Raw genomic sequence first — 21,202 nt, 5'->3', positions numbered from 1 at the left:
CTCCTTCCTTTACGGTCACTTTGGCATCAATTCGTCTATTGAAACGTTTAATGTTTTAGCGACTTCTACTACAAAATCTTGGGAAGGTGATCTATTGCCCCTCTCAACTTCACCTAAAACCGATACAGATACCCCTAATTCTTTCGCAAAACCTTCTTGCGTATAGCCTTTTAGCTTTCGAAAAGCACGAATGCGTCTTCCCCATTTTTCTGCTTCCATACCGTTACTCCCTCTCGCCTTTTCATTTCTTCTACTTGTGAACGTGAAATGTCTTGTTTTATATCTTGATTGATTTCTAACAACGGAACGATAACAAAAGCTCTTTCGAACATCCGCGGATGCGGAACAATAAGATTCTCTGCTTCAATATTTTCTTGATTATATAGTAAAATGTCAAGGTCGATGGTCCTCGGGCCCCATCTAATTTCCCTTTTTCTTCCTAGGTCATTCTCTACCCTTTGTGTTACTTTCAATAATTCTTGCGGTGATAAATTGGTAGAAATTTTTATAACTAAATTTAAAAAGCAATTTTGGTCAGTATAGCCAACCGGATCAGTTTCATATACAGACGAAACATCATCAACTTGGATATGCTGGTTTTTATTTAAAAACTGAATTGCTTCAGTTAAATAAGTATAACGCTCCCCAATATTGGAACCTAATGCAATGTACGCTATATTATTCATGGACGCTCTCTCGTAATTTCTACCGCTACAGCACGATAATGTCCTGGTATCGGCGGATCCGGTTTAATTACCTTAATTGTACACCGTGAAATACTCTCATATTGTTTCAATATATCTGTAGCGATATTTTCAGCGATACTCTCTACAAGCTTATACGTTCTATCTTCAACAACTTTTCTACACAGCTCAAAAAGTTCCCCGTAATTGACAGAATGCTCTAAGTCGTCACTTTCTCCTGCGCGTTTTAAATCCAACTCCACCGTTAAATCTACTTTAAATCTCTGACCTAATTTATTCTCTTCTGGGAATACACCATGATAACCGTAAAACTCCATATCATGGATATAAATTTTATCCAATTACTTTACCCCCTTACCAATCATCGCGTCCATCATCTTAGCCATACGCGCCATTTCTTTCACATCATGAACACGGATAAACTCACAGCCCTTTTCAATACCAAGACAAACGGTAGCTCCCGTTCCTTCAAGACGTTCCTCCACTGGTAAATCTAACACATGGCCAATAAAGGACTTTCTTGAAGTACCTAAGAGAACTGGGTAACCCAGTACATTTAACTGTTCTAAATTGCGCATCGCTTCTAAATTTTGCTCAGGTGTTTTCGCAAAACCGATACCTGGGTCTAAAATAATATTCTCATCTCGCACACCAGCATCTTTAGCAATTTTAATACTTTCATACAAATCAGCAATCATATCGGCCATTAAATTGCGGTAATTCATATTATCTCGGTTATGCATTAAGATAATAGGCACATCATAATAGGCTGCAACTTCAGCAATCCTCGGTTCCGCCTTCGCTCCCCAAATATCATTAATAATATGAGCACCAGCTTCAATCGCTTGTTTCGCAACCTCAGCTTTATACGTATCAATAGAAATAGGTAGCTTTACTTCTTTTGACACTGCCTGAATCATTGGAACAACTCGCTTTATTTCCTCTTCTACTGAAACTTTAGCAAAACCCGGACGGGTAGATTCGCCGCCAATATCAATAATATGGACACCTTCACTTTTCATTTCTTTCGCATGTCGCACCGCAGCATCTACTTCGTTGTAACTCCCACCATCAGAAAATGAATCTGGCGTTACATTTAAAATCCCCATAATTAATGTCTTTTCATTTAAGTTCAATGTATATTCGCCGCAGCGCAAATCATAATCCCACTTCAAACTACACATCTCCTCTTCGCAATTCATTTCTGCTCCACGATTTCTCTCTCTGCACTCCATAAAGATCCATAAGTCTTTTTGTAACCACTCCCACTTTACCCGGGAAATCTTTCTCCTCTATACGATAAAGGGGGACAATCTCTTGAATAGAGTTCGTTACGAACACTTCATCCGCTGAAAGCAATTCATCTTTTGTAAAGAAACCTTCCTTTACTTCTATATCTAGCTCTTCAGCAGCCTTTATAATAAACGCACGAGTGATTCCGTTTAAAATCCCTGTTTCTAATGAAGGAGTATATAAAATATCTCCTTTAACAAAAAAGAGATTCGAAACAATACCCTCTGCAACATAACCTGTTTCGGTAAGAAAAATACCTTCCTTATTCACAACATTTCCAATTTCGCGTTTCCCTAAAATATTATTTAAATAATGATGGGACTTCAAGCGAAATGCACCCTCTGGTGTATTTCTCACTTGCTTTAAAATAACTCCTTCTTTTTCCACTACATTCCCTGGAGCTGCTAAAGGTTTTATAAAAACAATAACAGACGGTTCTTCATATACTTCCGTTTGTAATCCTATTTCATCTATACCCGCCGATACATTTAAGCGCACATATGCATGCTTTAACCCATTCTTAACAAGTAGATTCTTTAAAATAAGCATCACTTCATCTTTTGTCATTGTCCATTTGATTTGCAATATATCGAGCGCATCCATTAAGCGTTCATAATGATCATCCAATAAAAAGAGATGACCATTATAAATACGAAATGTCTCAAAAACCCCAAGTCCATATAGGTAACCGTGGTCATAAGGAGAAATTTTCGCTTCACTCGCTTCTACATACGCGCCATTTACGTAAATTAACACGATGTCACACTTGGGCTATATTTGCGAATGAAATTCTGTAGCAATTCTTTCCCGTGAGAAGTCATAATAGATTCCGGATGGAATTGTACCCCTTCAATCGGCAACGTTTTATGACGAAGCGCCATAATTTCACCTTCTTCAGTCCAAGATGTTATCTCTAAACAATTCGGTAACGTCTCTTTTTTAACGATAAGAGAGTGATAACGTGTCGCGGTAAATGGATTTGGGATATCAGAAAAAATCGTCTGCCCATCATGATGCATTAAAGATGTTTTTCCATGCATCAAACGCTCTGCCCTGACAACATCCCCTCCAAATACTTGCGCAATTGATTGATGTCCAAGACAGACCCCAAAAATCGGAAGCTTACCTGCAAAATATTTAATAACATCCATACTGATTCCCGCCTCATTAGGACTACATGGACCTGGCGAAATCATTAAAAAATCTGGTTTCATATTCTCAATATCCGAAATAGTCACTTCATCATTACGCTTAACAACAAGCTCTTGTCCAAGTTCTCCAAGAAATTGCACTAAATTAAATGTAAAAGAATCATAATTATCAATCATTAATATCATTTCTCTCACCTAACCGTTTCTTCGCTACTTTCTTTTGCACGCCATAAAGCGATTGCTTTTTTTAACGACTCTTTATATTCATCTTTTGGATTTGAATCAATTACAATACCCGCTCCAGCTTGCACATGCGCTTGTCCATCTTTAGCAAGTAGTGTTCGGATTACAATATTCAATTCCGTATCTCCAGAATAACCAATCCAACCAATTGAACCCGTATAAATTCCTCGGCGAACAGGTTCTAATTCCTCAATGATTTCCATCGTACGTATTTTCGGGGCACCGGTAATTGTCCCACCAGGAAATACAGCCTTCACCAAATCGAAAGCATCTTTATCTGCTTCCACCTCACCACGCACATTAGAAACAATATGCATAACGTGTGAGTATTTTTCAATTACCATAAATTCATCTACTTCAACAGTGCCATATTTACAAACCCGGCCCAAGTCATTTCGTTCTAAATCCACAAGCATTACATGCTCTGCTCTTTCCTTTTCATTTTCAATTAATTCTTTCGCTAATTCTTCATCCTCTTGCTCACTTGCTCCTCGAGAGCGCGTACCAGCAATCGGTCTTGTACTCACTTCTTTTCCTTGCTTTTTAATTAGCAATTCAGGCGAAGCACTAACAATTTGAAAATCTCCAAACTCCAAGTAACCCATATATGGAGATGGATTAATTTCACGAAGACTTGTATATATTTCTAGTGGATGTGTTTGTAATGTTCTTTCTTGTCTTGTCGACAAGTTTACTTGAAACACATCACCCGCTCCAATATATTCTTGAATACGTTCAACGGCCTTCATAAAGCCCTCTTCCGTAAAAGCGACTGCTTCATTTTTCTTTTCAGGAGATTCAAACGGCATATTCACTTCGGGGGCTTCTTTCATCCAAAGACCCTTCCATTCATTTAATCGTTCTTCTGCCTCTTCACACTCATCTGCATAATGCGTAATAATCCATAATACTCTCTCCTGTTGATCATACACAAACACGTCATCAAATAACAAAAAGAATATGTCAGGTATATTAATATCATCCTTCGCAAGAGAAGAAAGTTTTTCAATATAACGGATACAATCATAACTAAAGTATCCAATTGCCCCACCCTGAAAAGGTGGGTACTCCGGATTATAATCCGTTTTCCATTTCTCCATATACGCTTGCATTAAATCTAACGGATTCCCTCGCTCTATTGTTTCCTTACCACTTTCACTTATATGTAACGTCTCATTCTTACCCTGAATTACCGCTACTGGATCCAGCCCAACAATGTTATAACGACCACCACGTCCACTTTCTAACAAAATATGTTGCGGCTTATCCTGAGAAAGAAATTTATATTGCTTAAAGAAATCTAACTGATATGGAATAGAAAGCGCTAAAGATTTTCTTCGTTGCATATCAACACCCCGTCTTCTGTTATCCCACCCTCTTAAGCCAATCAACTCAAACTACATAAAATTATTTATATAGAGAATGATTATACTTGAGGGCTAGTGAAAATAAATTAATTATACTACTTCTTATTTTACATGAAGTTTTCTAGTCATTCACTCTTTTCCTTTTTCCAATCAAAAAAGAAAAAGCATCCTTTTTTAAGGATGCTTTTCAAATCACATTCAATTATGACTCAAATTGATAAAGTGGTGTACTTAAATAACGTTCACCGTTACTTGGGATAATAACAAGTACCTTTTTCCCTTTACCTAATTTCTTCGCAACTTCTGTCGCTGCATAAACGACTGCTCCCGAAGAGATACCAACTAAAATACCTTCTTCTTTAGCCACTCTTCTCGCATATTCGAACGCTTGCTCCGTTTTCACTTGAATAATTTCATCATATACCTCTACATCCAATGTCTCCGGAACAAACCCCGCTCCAATTCCTTGGATCTTATGTGGTCCTGGCTTTCCACCAGATAATACTGGTGAATCCGCAGGTTCTACCGCGTAAATTTTGATATCTTTATAAGCCTCTTTCAGCACTTCACCGGCACCTGTAATTGTTCCACCTGTACCAATACCTGCGATAAACGCATCTAATTGATCCCCCATCTGTTCAACAATTTCTGGACCTGTTGTTATACGATGGATTTCTGGATTCGCTTGATTTTGGAACTGTTGTGGTATAAAGTACCCATGTTCTTCTGCTAATTCAGTTGCCTTTCGAATTGCTCCGCCCATTCCTTCAGGTCCTGGAGTCAATACTAATTCAGCACCGTAAGCGCGTAATAAATTACGACGCTCAATACTCATTGTTTCTGGCATTACTAAAATTGCCTTATATCCTTTAGCAGCTGCTACCATCGCTAAGCCAATACCTGTGTTACCACTTGTCGGCTCAATGATTGTATCGCCCTCTTTTAATAATCCTTTATTTTCAGCATCTTCAATCATAGCTAACGCGATACGATCTTTAACACTGCTCCCCGGATTCATAAATTCTAATTTTAAGTATACATCTGCGCTGTCTGATTCTACGATGCGGTTCAACTTAACGATCGGCGTTTTCCCGATTAATTCTGAAACTGATTGTGCCACTCGCATTCCTGTCACTCCTAACACCGAGTATTTTTATTGGTTTTATCTATATTTAGATTTTGTCAGAAAATTCCCTGTTTGTCAATCTATTTGGGCGGCTGATTCTCCACCTAAACTTCTTTATTACAGCTTCTCAATTAGACTTGTAATATCTTCTTTAGCGAATTTATGTCGTTCATTACAGAAGTGACAGTGAACTTCCGTCTCTTCTTCTTCTGCACGAATTTGTTCTAACTCCGCTTTACCTAAACTAATTAGCACACTTTCAATACGCTCACGTGAACATGTACAATTAAATTGAACATCCATTGTTTCTAGCACTTTCACTTTATCTTCTCCAAGCACTTCATACAGTAATTCTTCTGGAGAAAGACCTTGTTCGATTAATTGTGATACCGGCGGGATTTGTTGAAGACGCTCTTCAATAAATGAAATTGTTTCTTCCTGCGCACCTGGCATAATTTGAAGAATGAATCCACCCGCCGCTAATACGCTATCATCTCCATTTACAAGAACACCAACACCTACAGAAGAAGGTGTCTGCTCAGAAACCGCGAAATAATATGTGAAATCTTCCCCTAGTTCTCCTGAAACAATGGGAGATTGACCAATAAACGGTTCACGCATACCGATATCTTTAATGACCGTTACAAACCCTTCTGTACCTACCGCTTGATATACACGTAATTTTCCTTGTTCCGTTCCTTCAAAATCAACATGCGGATTCGTTACATAACCACGTACATCCCCATTTGCATGAGCATCGACTAAAATAGGACCAATCGGGCCGTTACCCTCTACTTTAATCGTTAACTTCTGCTCGCCTTTTAACATAGCACCCATCATTGTACCCGCAGTTAAAGAACGACCAAGTGCCGCTGAAGCTGTTCTCCATGTATCATGACGCTTTTGCGCCTCACTTACTGTATTTGTTGTACGTACACTATAAGCACGAACCTCTCCATTAAACGCTAACGCTTTTACTAAATAATCTTTCATACTTATTTATTCACCCTTCTCATGTTGTAAATTTGCATTACGCTCATATAACATATACAAACCTTTTAACGTTAAAAACGGATCTACAATATCAATTACATTTGATTCTTCTGAAATTAATTTTGCTAATCCACCTGTTGCAATAACTTTCGGTTCTTGCTTAGCTTCTTCCTTCATACGCTTAACAATACCTTCCACTTGTCCAACGTATCCATAAAGAATACCTGATTGCATTGCACTTACTGTATTCTTCCCGATAACACTACCCGGTTTTGTAATTTCAATACGAGGAAGCTTTGCTGCCCTGCTATATAAAGCCTCTGCCGAAATCATAATTCCTGGCGTAATGACGCCACCCATATAATGCTTCTCTTCGTTAATATAACAATATGTAGTAGCCGTACCAAAATCAACAATAATAAGCGGACTTCCATATAAGTGGATTCCTGCTACTGCATTTACAATTCGGTCCGCGCCTACTTCACGTGGATTTTCATATTTAATATTCAAGCCAGTTTTTATCCCAGGCCCCACTACAAGCGGTTTAATTTTAAAATACTTTTCACACATACGCTCTAAAGCGAACATAATTGGCGGTACGACTGAAGACACAATAATACCTTTCACATCTTCAAAAGAAAGACCTTCATGCTCAAGTAACTGCTTTACAAGCATCCCATACTCATCTTCTGTTTTATGACGATCTGTTTCCATGCGCCAATGCTGACGAAGTTCTCCCTCTTCAAACACACCTAGTACCGCATTTGTGTTCCCTACATCCAATACAAAAATCATATTCTCACCACTTATCTTATTTAATCTATATTTGCGCAGTATGTATAAAACTTATAAAAACATCATATCACACATACTTATATAATCATTTTTTCTATACTCATCATTGTACAAAAAGATTACTCTCTATTTCAATTTTTAATAATAGTTTCATTCAATTTTTTTTGCCACTTAAATTCATTCCACAAAAAAAAGGAGTGACTATTGTCACTCCTTTTTTCTTACTTATCTTCTGTATCTTCATCGTCTTTCTTCATATTGATGTTTACTTTCACATCATCTGAAGATGTTGGACGCTCAGGTAATCTGCCATAATCATATAAATGATTAATTTGCTCTGCATCTAATGTTTCTACTTCAAGTAACGTTTTCGCGATAATATCAAGCTTATCTCGTTTTTCAGTAAGAATTTGTTTCGCACGAGCATAACAGTCTTTAATAATTATTTGCATTTCCACATCAATTTCATGTGCGATTGCATCACTGTAGTTTTGTTCCGAATGGAAGTCTCTTCCTAAGAATACCTGACCACCTTGTGAGCTACCAAATTGCATCGGTCCAAGCTTATCACTCATCCCGAATTCTGTAACCATACGTCTTGCAATACCAGTCGCACGTTGGAAGTCGTTGTGAGCACCTGTACTTGCTTCACCAAATACAATCTCCTCAGCTACTCGGCCACCAAGTAAACCAGTGATTTTATCAAGTAACTCTGGTTTTGTCATGAAGTAACGATCTTCCTTCGGAAGCATTACCGCATATCCACCAGCTTGACCACGAGGGACAATTGTTACTTTATGAACGATATCTGCTTCATCAAGGACAACACCAATTACAGTATGGCCAGCCTCATGGAATGCAACGATATTACGTTCTTTTTCAGAGATAACGCGACTTTTCTTAGCTGGACCTGCAATAACACGATCCGTCGCTTCATCGATGTCACTCATATCAATTTTCTTCTTATCTTGACGCGCAGCTACTAAAGCAGCTTCGTTTAATAAGTTTTCAAGATCGGCACCAGAGAATCCTGGTGTACGAGTTGCAATTGCTCTTAAGTTGACATTCTCATCAAGCGGTTTATTACGAGCGTGTACCTTAAGTACAGCTTCACGACCATTTACATCTGGACGATCTACTGTAATTTGACGGTCAAAACGACCTGGACGTAATAACGCTGGATCAAGAATATCAGGACGGTTTGTCGCAGCGATGATAATAATACCTTCGTTTGCACCGAATCCATCCATTTCAACAAGCAATTGGTTCAACGTTTGTTCACGCTCATCATGACCACCGCCAAGACCAGCGCCACGTTGACGTCCTACTGCATCAATTTCATCAATGAAAATGATACAAGGAGCATTTTTCTTTGCATTTTCAAATAAATCACGTACACGGGATGCACCGACACCGACGAACATCTCTACGAAGTCAGAACCACTAATAGAGAAGAACGGAACGCCTGCTTCACCTGCAACAGCACGTGCTAGTAAAGTTTTACCTGTACCTGGAGGTCCCACTAATAGAACACCCTTCGGAATACGGGCACCAACTTCAGCGAACTTACGAGGGTCTTTCAAGAATTCAACTACCTCAACAAGTTCTTGTTTCTCTTCATCCGCTCCAGCAACATCTCTGAAACGAATTTTTTTCTTTTCATCATTGTATAGCTTCGCCTTACTTTTCCCGAAGTTCATAACACGGCTACCGCCGCCCTGAGCTTGGTTTAATAAGAAGAAGAATAAAATGAAGATAATGACAAACGGAATGATAGAAGTAAAGAACGTTACCCAAGCACTTGTTTCTTCTGCTGGTTGATACTTAACTTCAGCCCCTTGCGCTTTATCATTAATTTTCTTTTGTAATTCCTCAGTATTTGGTGCATAAGTAACAAATTGTTCTCCTTGGCTAGAAGTCTTGAATTGTCCCTTTACCTCAAACACACCATTTTTCGGTTGAAGCTGCACATTACGCACTTCACCTTTTTCAAGTTGAGTAATGAATTTATCGTAGCTAACTGATGTCGTTTTTTGCGTCGAACCATTAAAATAGCTCACGATTCCAATTACTACTAAGAATATCAGTAAATAAAAGATGGTATTACGGAAGATACGATTCATTCCTAACCTCCTCTCACGGCATAAACACTATAGTAAATCGTAACATAAAAAAAATTTCCTATACAATTGTAACGCCTATATTTAATTAATTTGAGTAAACACTTGGTTTTAATACTCCTACATAAGGAAGATTACGGTACTGCTCTTTATAATCTAATCCATATCCTACAACAAATTCATGAGGAACAGTAAATCCAACATAATCTGCTTTCAGATCAACCTTACGGCCTGTTGGCTTATCTAATAAAGTAACAATTTTTACAGATTTCGCTTTACGATATTTAAACAGATCCACTAAATAGCTTAGTGTAAGACCGCTATCAATAATATCTTCAACGATTAAAATATCGCGACCTTCTACCGAAGTATCAAGATCTTTTAAGATTTTTACTTCGCCTGTCGAAACTGTAGAGTGACCGTAGCTAGATACAGCCATAAAATCCATTTCAAGATATGTATCTGTTCTCTTTAATAAATCTGCCATAAATGGCATTGCACCCTTTAGTACACCAATCGCAAGAGGTACTGTATTTTTGTAATCCTCTGCAATTACTGCACCTAGTTCGTGCACCTTTTCTTGTATTTGTTCTTCAGAAATTAATACTTTTTCGATATCTTGATTCATCATTTCATTATCCTCCCGGAAGACTCCTTGCTTTTGTAGTGAATAATCATGTATTTACCCTTCTTTGCTAGCTCTTTCGAAGTAGCAAACGCAGATCGTTTCAACAAGGGTACCCAAATAATATTTCCACTTGCGTCACAAACGATCGGCCATTCTTCTCTTTTTTCTTTTGGTACTTTTGCTTCGATAAAAACAGCTTTTATCTTTTTTGTACCATCCATACCTTGCATTGACATGCGATCTCCATTTTCCCTAGACCGAATACGAAGTGGATACGATATATCATTATACTTAGCAACAAATACTGTTTCATTCATGTTACTCGGTATATCTTCGCTCACCTCTGTTACAAGTTTATCCCCATTCGGCAATATAATTGTCCCAGGTACTGATAAATCTTGCGAAAAAGGAGAAACAATTTCTTGTTTAAATCCAAAACCACATTCTTCGTATGTGCGAACAATTTTCAAACCACCTGGAAAATCTAGTGAACCTGAAGGTTGTGCCCGCTTAAAAAATTCAATCACCTTGTCAATATGTATAGAAGAAAGCGAAGATGGAATCTTATATTCATAAAGATAGTTTAATATTAGTTGAATCCCTCTTCTTTGTAAAGGCATAGACATGGATTCAAAGGCAGGAATTGATAAGCTAATTTGTTTATCGCTTTTTTTTGTAATTACTTTATTCATTTTCTCAAAAGCTAATTCCTGCAAATAAGCCTCATCCTCTTGCATCTGCACGCTAAATTTTTGAAATTTCTCATGCATTTGTGGATTTTCTTCTTTCAAATAAGGAAGGACATATTTACGTAATCGATTCCTTGTATATACTTCTTTTTTATTACTCGGATCTATACGCGGAATAACTTTTAATTTATTACAGTAATCAACAATTTCTTCCTTAGTTACCCCAAGTAACGGCCTAATTAAATATCCATTATGAAAAGATCGCTTCACTGCAATTCCTGCGTATCCTTTCGGAGTACTCCCTCGTACAAGGCGCATTAAAATCGTCTCTACTTGATCATCTCCATGGTGACCAAGAGCTACATATCTCGCATCATATTTCTTCATTATTCTTTCCAAAAATGCATATCTGCATTCTCTAGCTGCAACTTGTGCATTCATTCCATATTGCTGTTGATATTGCGACACATTAATCCTTAGCGTTTCACAAATAACTCCTAGCTCTTTGCAAAGACCCTGTACAAACTGTAAATCCTCATAAGATTCATTACCTCTAAACATATGGTCCACATGCGCTACTACAATTTCTAGCTGTTTTTCTGCCCTTTTTTCTAACAAATAATATAAAAGAGCCAAAGAGTCAGGACCACCAGAAACCCCTACAACAATTGTTGAATGTTTCTTTAATACATCATGCTGCTTTACAAAGTCATCTACTTTTTCAACAAATGCATCTTTCAACTTCGCAATCACCTTTCATTAAACAAGAACAACAACATTAGTTACCTTGTATATAATGGTACAACTTTTACAAACATTGTGCAAAAAAAAGATGTACAAAATCCATATTTTTATCTTACATCCCTCCTGTATATTTAACAAAGTAATCACATTACCTTTTTAATCAAAAAAACCTAGGCATCTACCTAGGTTTTTTGATTATTTTATTGCGCCTGCATTCCTACTATTGGAATCGTAGCCCACTTCGGCATATTTTTCTTTACTTTCGCCACCACAATAGTCATATCATCATTTATATAACCATCACCAGAGCGAATTACTTCTTCCATAATGATATCAGCGATTTCCTGTGGGTCCTCTGTTTGTAGTTCTTTAATTTTACGTTTTATCCATAATTCGTGATTCTCCACATGTTGCGCTCCCTCAAAGATGCCGTCACTCATCATGATAAGAAGATCACCCGTTTTTAATTGCTCACCAACCACATCAACTTCAACATCTTCAATGATTCCCATCGGCAAATTACTTGCCTCAATTTTCAAAATATTATTTCCGCGTTTAACAAAACTCGGCGTCGATCCAATCTTTAAAAACTTCGCACTCGCATCCCGTAAATCTACCATAGCCAAGTCAAGCGTTGTATACATCTCCTCTGTCGTCCTTAAAGAAAGAATCGAATTGATGGACTTAATCGCTATTTCTTCATCAATACCTGATTGAAGTATCTTTTGTAATAATTTTACCGTTTCCCTACTCTCCATATGAGCCCTTTGTCCATTTCCCATACCATCACTAATCGCAAGTGCATATTTACCAACGCTCAAATCCATCATCGCGTAGGAATCACCTGAAATAAACCCACCACCTTTTGCAGCTGTGGCCAATCCTGTATCAAGAGAATACGTCTTCGCTGAACCAAATGATATTAAACTGTGCCCATTTGGATATGAGGATTTCTCTTCATGCTTAACGACGATATTCTCTTTTAAAATATCTGAAAGCATTGGAGCAACCAACTTCTCACATTCCCCATGTTCATTAGATGCAGCCGGAATCAACATTTCAATATCAATACTTCCTCTATCTAAACAATAAATATCAACATGCTCCACTTCGACACCAAAATCACGAAACGCTTGTAAAATTTGCTCCTCCTGCGCTTGATGGTTCTCTCTTTCTCGTTGTATCTCCTTAGCGAAATCCTCCATCACTTTTGATACACCTAGTAATTGCTCCGCTACAATTCTACGATTTTCCTTCATTTGTTTTCTTAATTTCTGCCCCTCATAGAAGTGATCTAATTCACCTGCTACTAAATCCGTTACTTTCTTCCCTCTCACACAATGCTTGTCCCATTCACGAACTAACTTCCGATTATGCTGCAGCGTTCCTTCTTCTGTTTCACTCATTATTTGTTTCATATAATCGTATGTTTTATCAAAATTAACTACCCAACATTGATCCTTCTTAAAGCATGTTTGACATGTTTTTGCAGTAATTGTACTTAAAAATAAATCAGCTTCTGTTTCTTTATCTTCCTCCTCCACATACCCGTATACAGAAAAGCTATTAGACAAAGCAGCAAATACATTAGCAAATTGATTGATTTTGTTTGCTGTAACATCGCGCACTCTTCTTAAATATTGTTGTTGATCCTGTGAATGTTCCTGTGTACCCGGCATAAATTTAGCAATACGATCCATAACAAGCTTTGGTGTTAATAAGAAGAAAACAATCGCTACACCAGATTCAATTAAAGTTGTTACAATACTTGTTTGCTTGTCTACATATAATGTAATTAAGCTTGTACCAATTAATAAACCTAAACTAACTCCTATACGCTTCCCTTCTTTTAACAATCCCCCAAGCAATCCTGAAAAGGCAAGGAGACTAAGTTGAGACAAGCTCGCCACATTTGCTAAACTTAATATTAACCCAGTGACAACTCCTACCGTGGACCCTGTAGCTGCCCCTGCAATAAAGGCAAATACTAATACTAAATATCTAGTGAAAATATGTTGAATAGAAGCATCATAAACAAACCAATCCGTTGTGCCCGTTAAAACAGATGCTAGTAATATAATTAAACAAACAATTTCTTCTGTTTCTAACGCTTGTTGCTTCCCTTTCCTTTCCACTAAAAGCGGAACACTTTGTAAAAATATCATCGTTAATACGAAGCTAAGCCCCGCTTCGATCGTACTGACGAGCAGATCATACATGGTGACGGTTTGCTGTGCAAAATATACAACAACTAAATGTGCGGTTAATGCGGAGATAAATACTTGGAATGGTACAAGTCCAACAGTTTTACGTGTAAACCGACTAAAGAAGATATTATAAATAAAGAAGGTAAAGATAGATGCAAAAGTAAAAAATAAATTATCTATTGAAACTGAAAGTGCTCCCCCCATTAGGGCTAAGAACGCGAGCGGCATTTTATCTCGCTTCATAACATAAACAGCAGCAAAAAACGGCAATGCAAACGGTAAAATGTTTGTTAATATATATGCTCGTCCCAAAAGAAAACCAATAACAGCAATAATGAATCCCCATCTAAAGAAAACTTTTTCAAACTTCATTCGCAACTTACTCGTCCACTTTATTGTTCCAAGCTGACTTTCATTCATCGCCAATGCACTTGTATTCATAGTATTCCTTCCTGCTTTAGGCATATTTTTAACACCACCTGCATAGTTTAATTACTGTTATTATAAAAGATGATTATTGGTTTTTTTGTCAAAACAACAGTTTTGACTTTTATAATCGTTCGACTTTTTATTCGAAATAAATCTACATATATACATAGTATTTAATTTATTTAAAGAGAGTTGAAAGAATGTTCAGAAAATATAGGGTGATTTTGTAGAAGTATTGTACGTCTTAATTTATATTTAACAAAAAAAGACCATGCAAATTTGCATGATCTTTTTAGATGACCCGTACGGGATTCGAACCCGTGTTACCGCCGTGAAAGGGCGGTGTCTTAACCACTTGACCAACGGGCCGTTAAATTAAATATAGCGGCGGAGGGGATCGAACCCCCGACCTCACGGGTATGAACCGTACGCTCTAGCCAGCTGAGCTACACCGCCATGTCGTCGTATTTAACGGACAATTAGTATATTACATCAGATATATTTTAAAGTCAATACATCTCAAAAACTTTTTTAAAAATATATTCTCTCACATAAAAAAGTACCCGAGTAATTACTCTGGGTACCTCTCTATATGTTAAGAATTAAACGGACTTATTATCCGCGACGTGCGCCACGGCCACCACGTTTAGATTCTGTGTTACGCTTTAAAGAAGTTAAACGATCTTCACTATCTTTTAAAAAGCGTGCCATCTTTTGCTCAAATGTTTCTTTTGGAGCTCGTTCGTTACCGCCACCGCGGTTATCTCTGTTGGAAGAACGATTATTACGTTGTGGACGTCCAGAACGTTGTTGATCACCACCACGTTGGTATTCACCGCGTGGACGATCTCCTTCTGTTTTTTCACGTTCTTTCGCTTTCTTAATAGATAGGCCAATTTTGCCATCTTTTTCAACATTGATAACTTTTACTTCTACTTGGTCGCCTACTTTTAAGTGATCGTTAATATCTTTCACATAATTATCAGCAACTTCACTAATATGAACAAGACCTGTTAAGCCTTCTGGCAGCTCCACAAAAGCCCCAAAATTTGTAATACCTGTTACTTTACCCTGTAACTTGCTGCCTACCTCGATTGACATAAAAAAAATGCTCCTCCTTAGTGGTTAAAAAGTCAAATTTTACTTTATTATATATAATCCTAAAATACAGTGTCAATAAGACATACTCTACTTAGAAACAGGAAAAATTATCTCCCCTTTTCCGGAGAAGAAATAATCCCTTCTAGCAATCTTTAAAACGTACTCTTCATCATTCAACTTTTGAACTTCATCTTTTAGATTCTTTTCTTTTTTCGTTAATGAATCCAGTTCTTTTTTCATGTCCTTAACTTTTGCTTCTTTTGCTTTAATGGAACTGTTTTGTTGATAAAACGTCACACTAATACTAGCAATAATTGTAAAAGCAAAGACAAGAAAAACCGCTAAACGGCGATAAAGTCGCTTCCTGTTCTCATCCGTTTGTATTATATGTTCTTTAACAGGATTTGGACTCTGTTTGTCGATTGTTCTTTGTCTCAGTTCCCTCATTTCCGAGGTCCCCCTAACTTCTTTTTTATACGCACCCATAATTGGAAGATATGTCCCTTCAATTTTGCTACATATTGCAGGAACCCTACATGCTTCATTATAAAAAGTTTAACACGATTAGGGAGAAGTTTCCATATGAGCGAAGCAATAAACCGAACAGGCGAGAAAAAAACTTTCCATATGAAAAGTAATATCCAAATCACCATTTTCCATAACACATGTCCAATTGAAAGCAGTATACGAAATAAGAATAATATAAATGCAATAAATAGCTGTGCTATAATAATAACAGGTTTTATCATGAGTAGCTGTATAATTCGAACAAAAAATTGTGTTGTTTGTACAAAAATATAGATGAGAAAATTTAACATCTTCATGTATAGTGCTTTCAATAAGCTTTGATATGCTGCAAAACCACATAGTAACGCCAAAAATACATATATACGTAGTTCGGCTTCATTTACACGCAGTAATACATAAAAAACGAATAATGCTTGGACAATCCAAAATAGTATATCATGTATAAATACAAGCCAACGTTTACGCTCTTGGCGCTTTAAAAACCGTTGGTATGTATCTAAAGAAGCACCAATCCAAGCACCCATTCCAATCATCGAAAGCATTGTATACAACTGAATTGTTAGGCTCATTTAAACAGCTTACTAAAGAAGCCTTTAGTTTTCTCCCCTTGGTTCTCATCAATATACAGCATTTCATGAACTTTCCCTTTAATTGATACAACACCCTTTTCTACATCTAAATTCTTCATTTGCAAATTTTGACCACGAATTGTTAAAAAACCCATTACAGTCTCGAGTAAAAACTCTTCGCTATCAAAACTCTCTACCTGCTTTACACCGGTAATATCAATTACACGCCTACCACGCATAATAATATCATGCTCTACCGAAACATTTTGTTGATTAGAAGACATAGGTGAGTAACCATTATTCACGAAAATCCCCCCATAGCTTTATACTAGCTAATAGTAATGTATGAAGGGCTAACCTATTTTAGAACAAGCCTTCTTCCGCTTTCACCTTTTCCTCACGAACGAGACTATACATGTTTGCTGCATCTTCTTTTTTAGTTGTTTCTTTCAATTCATTTACTTTCACAGTTACTATTTTTTGCCCGAAACGAATTGTTAATTCATCCTCTACCTTCACATCTGAACTCGCTTTTGCCACTTGGCCATTAATCGAAATTCTTCCTTGGTCAGACACTTCTTTTGCTAATGTTCTTCTTTTAATTAAACGTGATACTTTCAAAAATTTATCTAGACGCATATCAAATCCCCCTATTAACGCTCTGTTTGTTTTGCCTCTTCCCATAAAATATCTAACTGTTCTAATGATAAATCTTGCATTTCCTTATTCATTTCAGCTACTTTTGCTTCCATGTATAAAAAACGATCCATAAATTTCTCATTAGTTGAACGTAACGCTTCTTCTGGATCTAATTTATAATGACGAGCTATATTCACAAATGCAAATAGTAAATCACCAAATTCACCTAGCATCTTTTTCTCATCCATGTTTACAACTTCTTGTTGGAATTCTTGCCATTCTTCTAAGGCCTTCTCTATCATCGGCTGCACATCAACCCAATCAAATCCAACCTTTCCAGCTTTCTTCTGAATTTCATAAGCACGCATTAGTTGTGGCAAGCTTTTTGGAATACCCGCTAAAACAGATTCTTTCACGAATCCCTTTTCTTGTTTTTTAATTTCTTCCCAATTTGCAATCACTTCATCAGCATTATTTACATCCGTATCCCCAAACACATGCGGATGACGACGAACCATTTTCTCAGCTAAAGTCCGAATAATATCATCTATAGAGAACCAACCTTCATCCTCTCCAATTTGGGCATGAAGCATAACTTGTAATAATATATCACCTAGTTCTTCTACTAAATGATCATCATCCTCTTCATCAATTGCTTCTAGCACTTCATACGCTTCTTCAATTAAGTATTTCTTTAAAGATTGATGAGTTTGCTTTTTATCCCATGGGCAACCATTCGGTCCACGAAGATCAGCAATAATTGCTCTAAGCACATCAAACTGCTGATATAAGGACGCACGTTCCTTAACCGGCGGTACATACACACTCGTTAAATTATTTAATTCTGTTTCGTGATCTAACATGTATAACGATACCTTTTTCACTTGCTCGAATGAAGTCCCTGCAGCTGTTACGATATACACTTCGTAATCATCTGGCAAAATCTCCATTAACGTTAGCTTCACATCTGAAGCAACGAATGCATCATACACTTGGCAAAAGATTAAATGTTGACGTAATTCTAATTGTCCTCTTTCAAATGATGTAGCATCAATTAATTGGAACCCTTCAATCGGATCAATTTTTAGACTTGCAAACATCGGATCAAGGAAACTTTGTCCACCTTCAATTCGCACTTCAATATTTGCTGCTTCTCCTTTTTCCAAAAGTAGCTGAACTGTTCTTTCTGCTACAAGCGGATGACCTGGAACAGCATAAATAATTTCTGCGCCTTTAGCTTGTTCTAACAATGTATTCGCAATTGTTTCATATACGATTTCAAATGTATCATGTGCCTCATATACATTATCAAAGGCCGTATACTTTATAGCTTCTTTCTCCAATTCTTCTATAACTGGGTGTTCCTTCGTTCTAACAAACATATGGTCTGCTTCTTTTATCTTTCGATATACACCCATCGTTAACTGATCTAACTCACCAGCACCTAATCCTAAAATAGTAATGATTCCACTCACAACCAGTCACCTCTATCCACTCTTCTTCAATGAACCTTCTTTTTTCTCTTGTTTCATAACGGTTCCTAATTCTTCTTTTGTAAATACACGTAATTTTAAAATTAAAAACATATATGCTAATCCACCGATAGCTACGCCTAACAGCGCTTCAAGCGTCGCAATTCCTCTATGTCCTGTATCAATTACTAATCCGGACATTCGCAACATACGCATAAAGATTATTAATACAAACCCCATACCGATACCACTAATAGCTACACCTAACATATTCCGCCTATCAATAAGCGGCTCCGATACAGCTCGCATAAGTAACACACTATTTAGCAAGGCAATTACAATAAGCGCAACTAAAGTTGCAATTGCAGCTCCCTTTACACCAAAATACGGCATTAATATATAGTTTAAAACTAACTTCAAACAACCTCCAAATACAACGAATATTGCTGGTTTTAATGTTTGTCCCACTCCTTGCAAAATGGAAGCAGTTGTAATTGACAATGAACTAAATAAAATAGATAAAGATAAAATCGATAACACATCTGATCCATCACTATTTTCAAACAACATAATATTTGTAGGTTGAATAATACAAGTTAATCCAATAGCAGCTGCAGATCCAATAACAAATGTTATTTTCATTGCTAACTTTACCTTTTCTTGAATAAATGAAAGATCTCCTCTTTCTTTCGCCGCTGTAATAATAGGAATAAGTGACAATGAGAAAGAAGTTGTCACAACAGTACCTAATTGCATAAGCGGGATACTTCTATCATAAACACCTTTTAGTACCTTTGCATTTTCAACTTGCTCTCCCGCACGAATAAGCAAAGTATACAAGGAAATAGAATCCGCCATTTGTATAAAAATAAGGACTAAATTACTAACACAAATCGCTAATCCCTGCCAAAAAAGGATTCGAACAATCCCTTTTTTATTTCTAATTCCCTTCCATCCTTTGAAGAAAATAGCATGGAAATCATGACGCATATAAAGTAAAAGTACGATAATCCCAATAAGCCCGCCTGCAATTGAACCTAGCATGGCACCCGCACCAACTGTATATAAATCAAATCCATGAGCAATAAGGAATAGTGATAAAAATACAATAATAGAAACACGAATCGTTTGTTCAATTACTTGCGAAACAGCCGTCGGCATCATATTATTGAATCCTTGAAAATATCCTCTCGCTACAGATAAAAATGGCATTAGTAGGAATGAAAACGAAATAACGCGTAATAATTTATCTAAATGTATATCGCCCATAGCCGATGCAATTGTTTCGGCCCCAAAGAATAATGTGAAAAACCCTATAAATCCAATTCCTAATAAAAACCAAAAAGATACACAAATAATTTCTTCTGCTTCTTTTTGTTTTCCTCGTTCTAATCTTTCTGCGACCATTTTTGAAATAATAATGGGAAACCCATAAGTAGCTAAAATCAAACAAAATCCATAAAACGGATAAATTTGTTGATAAATATAAAAACCAACATCACCCGCTATATTTTGATATGGAATACGGTAAAAAGCGCTTAATACCTTCGTAACAAAACTTGCGATTGTTAATATAATAGCCCCACGCCAAAAGGCTTGGTACTTCTTCGCTTCCATACAAGAAAACTCCTTTTTCTATTCTCACCCCTCGTATTATATCACAAAGAAAAACTGGCTCTCCTTCATATTCCTTACATTCACTGACTTCTTTCAACAGCAAAAATATTCAATGAAAAAAGGTAGCAAAGCGCTACCTTCGTTCAATATACTTATATCTCCAAGTAGTTAATTTCTCAAATAGAAATATCATAATTAGGAAAGATTGCTACTTATAGAAATTACACTTTGCTACTGCTCCATTTGTTTCGCTAAAAAGCTTGCAGCTGTATTTACTGATTTATGCTCTACTTCACTAATAATAGCCTCTTTAGAGAAGATAACGACAGCTCCGATTGGATCTCCATTTGCAATAATCGAGCCAATTGTATAAGAGCTCACTTTTTCTGTTACTCCATCAATAATTGAAATTTCGCTTTCATCTGTCATAATTACAGACTTACGCTCTTCCATTGTCTTCTCAATTAAATCGCCAACACTTTTATTTAAGTATTCTTTTTTAGATGCGCCTGCTACTGCGATAATAGAATCACGATCGCATACAAGCACATTATGTCCTAAGCTATCGTATAAAGCTTCCGTATATTCCTTTGCAAAATTACCTAGTTCACTAATTGGAGAATATTTTTTCAAAATCACTTCTCCATCGCGATCAACAAATATTTCTAGTGGATCTCCCTCACGAATACGTAAAGTTCTACGAATTTCCTTCGGAATTACTACCCTGCCTAAATCATCAATTCGACGTACGATTCCAGTTGCTTTCATTCTAATGCTGCCTCACTTT

At 36.9% G+C, this 21,202-nt stretch carries 22 protein-coding genes and 2 tRNA genes; all 24 read right to left on the bottom strand.

Features of this window, described 5'->3' with window-relative positions; all coding sequences use genetic code 11:
• Positions 1 to 15: 15 nt before the first annotated feature.
• A complete protein-coding gene (locus NSS74_RS24315) occupies positions 16 to 219 on the bottom strand; it encodes a helix-turn-helix domain-containing protein (protein ID WP_002009706.1) in 204 nt (67 codons plus the stop codon).
• A complete protein-coding gene (gene folK, locus NSS74_RS24310; protein ID WP_002138868.1) occupies positions 171 to 686 on the bottom strand; it encodes a 2-amino-4-hydroxy-6-hydroxymethyldihydropteridine diphosphokinase in 516 nt (171 codons plus the stop codon). The genes NSS74_RS24315 and folK overlap by 49 nt, the downstream gene beginning before the upstream one ends.
• Complete coding sequence (gene folB, locus NSS74_RS24305) at positions 683 to 1,045, bottom strand: dihydroneopterin aldolase (RefSeq protein WP_000358063.1); 363 nt, start codon at positions 1,043 to 1,045, stop codon at positions 683 to 685. The genes folK and folB overlap by 4 nt, the downstream gene beginning before the upstream one ends.
• Positions 1,046 to 1,906, bottom strand: coding sequence for a dihydropteroate synthase (folP, locus tag NSS74_RS24300; protein WP_061689485.1), 861 nt, complete (start codon positions 1,904 to 1,906; stop codon positions 1,046 to 1,048).
• Complete coding sequence (gene pabC, locus NSS74_RS24295; RefSeq protein ID WP_061689484.1) at positions 1,881 to 2,753, bottom strand: aminodeoxychorismate lyase; 873 nt, start codon at positions 2,751 to 2,753, stop codon at positions 1,881 to 1,883. The genes folP and pabC overlap by 26 nt, the downstream gene beginning before the upstream one ends.
• On the bottom strand, positions 2,747 to 3,334 hold the full coding sequence (pabA, locus tag NSS74_RS24290) for an aminodeoxychorismate/anthranilate synthase component II (protein ID WP_002113273.1): 588 nt from the start codon (positions 3,332 to 3,334) through the stop codon (positions 2,747 to 2,749). The genes pabC and pabA overlap by 7 nt, the downstream gene beginning before the upstream one ends.
• Before the next feature lie 5 nt (positions 3,335 to 3,339).
• Positions 3,340 to 4,737, bottom strand: coding sequence for an anthranilate synthase component I (trpE, locus tag NSS74_RS24285; protein WP_061689483.1), 1,398 nt, complete (start codon positions 4,735 to 4,737; stop codon positions 3,340 to 3,342).
• 223 nt (positions 4,738 to 4,960) lie between these two features.
• Positions 4,961 to 5,884 (bottom strand): cysteine synthase A, encoded by a 924-nt coding sequence (cysK, locus tag NSS74_RS24280; protein ID WP_002130221.1) that lies wholly within the window; start codon positions 5,882 to 5,884, stop codon positions 4,961 to 4,963.
• A gap of 117 nt (positions 5,885 to 6,001) precedes the next feature.
• Positions 6,002 to 6,877, bottom strand: a complete 876-nt coding sequence (hslO, locus tag NSS74_RS24275; protein ID WP_002009693.1) for a redox-regulated molecular chaperone HslO — start codon at positions 6,875 to 6,877, stop codon at positions 6,002 to 6,004.
• A gap of 6 nt (positions 6,878 to 6,883) precedes the next feature.
• The gene (locus tag NSS74_RS24270; RefSeq protein ID WP_002009692.1) at positions 6,884 to 7,672 is read right to left on the bottom strand and encodes a type III pantothenate kinase; all 789 of its coding nucleotides are present in this window, start codon (positions 7,670 to 7,672) and stop codon (positions 6,884 to 6,886) included.
• A gap of 221 nt (positions 7,673 to 7,893) precedes the next feature.
• Complete coding sequence (gene ftsH, locus NSS74_RS24265) at positions 7,894 to 9,795, bottom strand: ATP-dependent zinc metalloprotease FtsH (protein WP_002091565.1); 1,902 nt, start codon at positions 9,793 to 9,795, stop codon at positions 7,894 to 7,896.
• A gap of 85 nt (positions 9,796 to 9,880) precedes the next feature.
• A complete protein-coding gene (hpt, locus tag NSS74_RS24260; protein ID WP_002124550.1) occupies positions 9,881 to 10,423 on the bottom strand; it encodes a hypoxanthine phosphoribosyltransferase in 543 nt (180 codons plus the stop codon).
• Entirely contained in the window at positions 10,420 to 11,850 is a 1,431-nt protein-coding gene (gene tilS, locus NSS74_RS24255) for a tRNA lysidine(34) synthetase TilS (RefSeq protein WP_002107305.1), read from the bottom strand. The genes hpt and tilS overlap by 4 nt, the downstream gene beginning before the upstream one ends.
• Positions 11,851 to 12,053: 203 nt before the next feature.
• Positions 12,054 to 14,525, bottom strand: a complete 2,472-nt coding sequence (gene spoIIE / locus NSS74_RS24250) for a stage II sporulation protein E (protein ID WP_002091571.1) — start codon at positions 14,523 to 14,525, stop codon at positions 12,054 to 12,056.
• Between the two features lie 261 nt (positions 14,526 to 14,786).
• Positions 14,787 to 14,858 (bottom strand) — tRNA-Glu (locus NSS74_RS24245).
• A gap of 13 nt (positions 14,859 to 14,871) precedes the next feature.
• Positions 14,872 to 14,945 (bottom strand) — tRNA-Met (locus NSS74_RS24240).
• A gap of 159 nt (positions 14,946 to 15,104) precedes the next feature.
• Positions 15,105 to 15,590 (bottom strand): S1 domain-containing RNA-binding protein, encoded by a 486-nt coding sequence (locus NSS74_RS24235; protein WP_002009683.1) that lies wholly within the window; start codon positions 15,588 to 15,590, stop codon positions 15,105 to 15,107.
• Positions 15,591 to 15,677: 87 nt separating this feature from the next.
• On the bottom strand, positions 15,678 to 16,037 hold the full coding sequence (gene divIC, locus NSS74_RS24230; RefSeq protein WP_002091572.1) for a cell division protein DivIC: 360 nt from the start codon (positions 16,035 to 16,037) through the stop codon (positions 15,678 to 15,680).
• Positions 16,034 to 16,687 (bottom strand): spore cortex biosynthesis protein YabQ, encoded by a 654-nt coding sequence (yabQ, locus tag NSS74_RS24225; protein WP_002091573.1) that lies wholly within the window; start codon positions 16,685 to 16,687, stop codon positions 16,034 to 16,036. Before yabQ ends, divIC begins: the two co-directional genes overlap by 4 nt.
• Positions 16,684 to 16,992 carry a sporulation protein YabP gene (yabP, locus tag NSS74_RS24220; RefSeq protein ID WP_001059101.1) on the bottom strand — a complete coding sequence of 103 codons (309 nt, stop codon included), beginning with the start codon at positions 16,990 to 16,992 and terminating at the stop codon, positions 16,684 to 16,686. Before yabP ends, yabQ begins: the two co-directional genes overlap by 4 nt.
• Positions 16,993 to 17,050: 58 nt before the next feature.
• The gene (locus NSS74_RS24215; RefSeq protein WP_002009677.1) at positions 17,051 to 17,326 is read right to left on the bottom strand and encodes an RNA-binding S4 domain-containing protein; all 276 of its coding nucleotides are present in this window, start codon (positions 17,324 to 17,326) and stop codon (positions 17,051 to 17,053) included.
• A 14-nt stretch (positions 17,327 to 17,340) separates the two neighbouring features.
• Positions 17,341 to 18,801 (bottom strand): nucleoside triphosphate pyrophosphohydrolase, encoded by a 1,461-nt coding sequence (gene mazG / locus NSS74_RS24210; protein WP_002009675.1) that lies wholly within the window; start codon positions 18,799 to 18,801, stop codon positions 17,341 to 17,343.
• A 12-nt stretch (positions 18,802 to 18,813) separates the two neighbouring features.
• Positions 18,814 to 20,415 (bottom strand): putative polysaccharide biosynthesis protein, encoded by a 1,602-nt coding sequence (locus tag NSS74_RS24205; protein WP_002029318.1) that lies wholly within the window; start codon positions 20,413 to 20,415, stop codon positions 18,814 to 18,816.
• 231 nt (positions 20,416 to 20,646) lie between these two features.
• Entirely contained in the window at positions 20,647 to 21,183 is a 537-nt protein-coding gene (gene spoVT, locus NSS74_RS24200) for a stage V sporulation protein T (RefSeq protein ID WP_002009670.1), read from the bottom strand.
• Positions 21,184 to 21,202: the final 19 nt, after the last annotated feature.

Source organism: Bacillus sp. FSL E2-8868, from assembly GCF_038005505.1.
Taxonomy (GTDB): Bacteria; Bacillota; Bacilli; order Bacillales; family Bacillaceae_G; genus Bacillus_A; species Bacillus_A mycoides.
Note: the sequence above shows the minus strand (reverse complement) of the source record. Positions and strands in the feature narration are given on the sequence as shown.

Bases quoted from the DNA above. Each gene is read 5' to 3' on its own strand.
- NSS74_RS24215 (WP_002009677.1), bottom strand. From the start codon at position 17,326: ATGCGTCTAGATAAATTTTTGAAAGTATCACGTTTAATTAAAAGAAGA.
- yabQ (WP_002091573.1), bottom strand. From the start codon at position 16,687: ATGAGCCTAACAATTCAGTTGTATACAATGCTTTCGATGATTGGAATG.
- NSS74_RS24270 (WP_002009692.1), bottom strand. From the start codon at position 7,672: ATGATTTTTGTATTGGATGTAGGGAACACAAATGCGGTACTAGGTGTG.
- hpt (WP_002124550.1), bottom strand. From the start codon at position 10,423: ATGATGAATCAAGATATCGAAAAAGTATTAATTTCTGAAGAACAAATA.
- NSS74_RS24235 (WP_002009683.1), bottom strand. From the start codon at position 15,590: ATGTCAATCGAGGTAGGCAGCAAGTTACAGGGTAAAGTAACAGGTATT.
- cysK (WP_002130221.1), bottom strand. From the start codon at position 5,884: ATGCGAGTGGCACAATCAGTTTCAGAATTAATCGGGAAAACGCCGATC.
- folP (WP_061689485.1), bottom strand. From the start codon at position 1,906: ATGAATTGCGAAGAGGAGATGTGTAGTTTGAAGTGGGATTATGATTTG.
- divIC (WP_002091572.1), bottom strand. From the start codon at position 16,037: ATGAGGGAACTGAGACAAAGAACAATCGACAAACAGAGTCCAAATCCT.
- NSS74_RS24205 (WP_002029318.1), bottom strand. From the start codon at position 20,415: ATGGAAGCGAAGAAGTACCAAGCCTTTTGGCGTGGGGCTATTATATTA.
- NSS74_RS24315 (WP_002009706.1), bottom strand. From the start codon at position 219: ATGGAAGCAGAAAAATGGGGAAGACGCATTCGTGCTTTTCGAAAGCTA.
- spoIIE (WP_002091571.1), bottom strand. From the start codon at position 14,525: ATGCCTAAAGCAGGAAGGAATACTATGAATACAAGTGCATTGGCGATG.
- pabA (WP_002113273.1), bottom strand. From the start codon at position 3,334: ATGATATTAATGATTGATAATTATGATTCTTTTACATTTAATTTAGTG.
- spoVT (WP_002009670.1), bottom strand. From the start codon at position 21,183: ATGAAAGCAACTGGAATCGTACGTCGAATTGATGATTTAGGCAGGGTA.
- ftsH (WP_002091565.1), bottom strand. From the start codon at position 9,795: ATGAATCGTATCTTCCGTAATACCATCTTTTATTTACTGATATTCTTA.
- folK (WP_002138868.1), bottom strand. From the start codon at position 686: ATGAATAATATAGCGTACATTGCATTAGGTTCCAATATTGGGGAGCGT.
- trpE (WP_061689483.1), bottom strand. From the start codon at position 4,737: ATGCAACGAAGAAAATCTTTAGCGCTTTCTATTCCATATCAGTTAGAT.
- hslO (WP_002009693.1), bottom strand. From the start codon at position 6,877: ATGAAAGATTATTTAGTAAAAGCGTTAGCGTTTAATGGAGAGGTTCGT.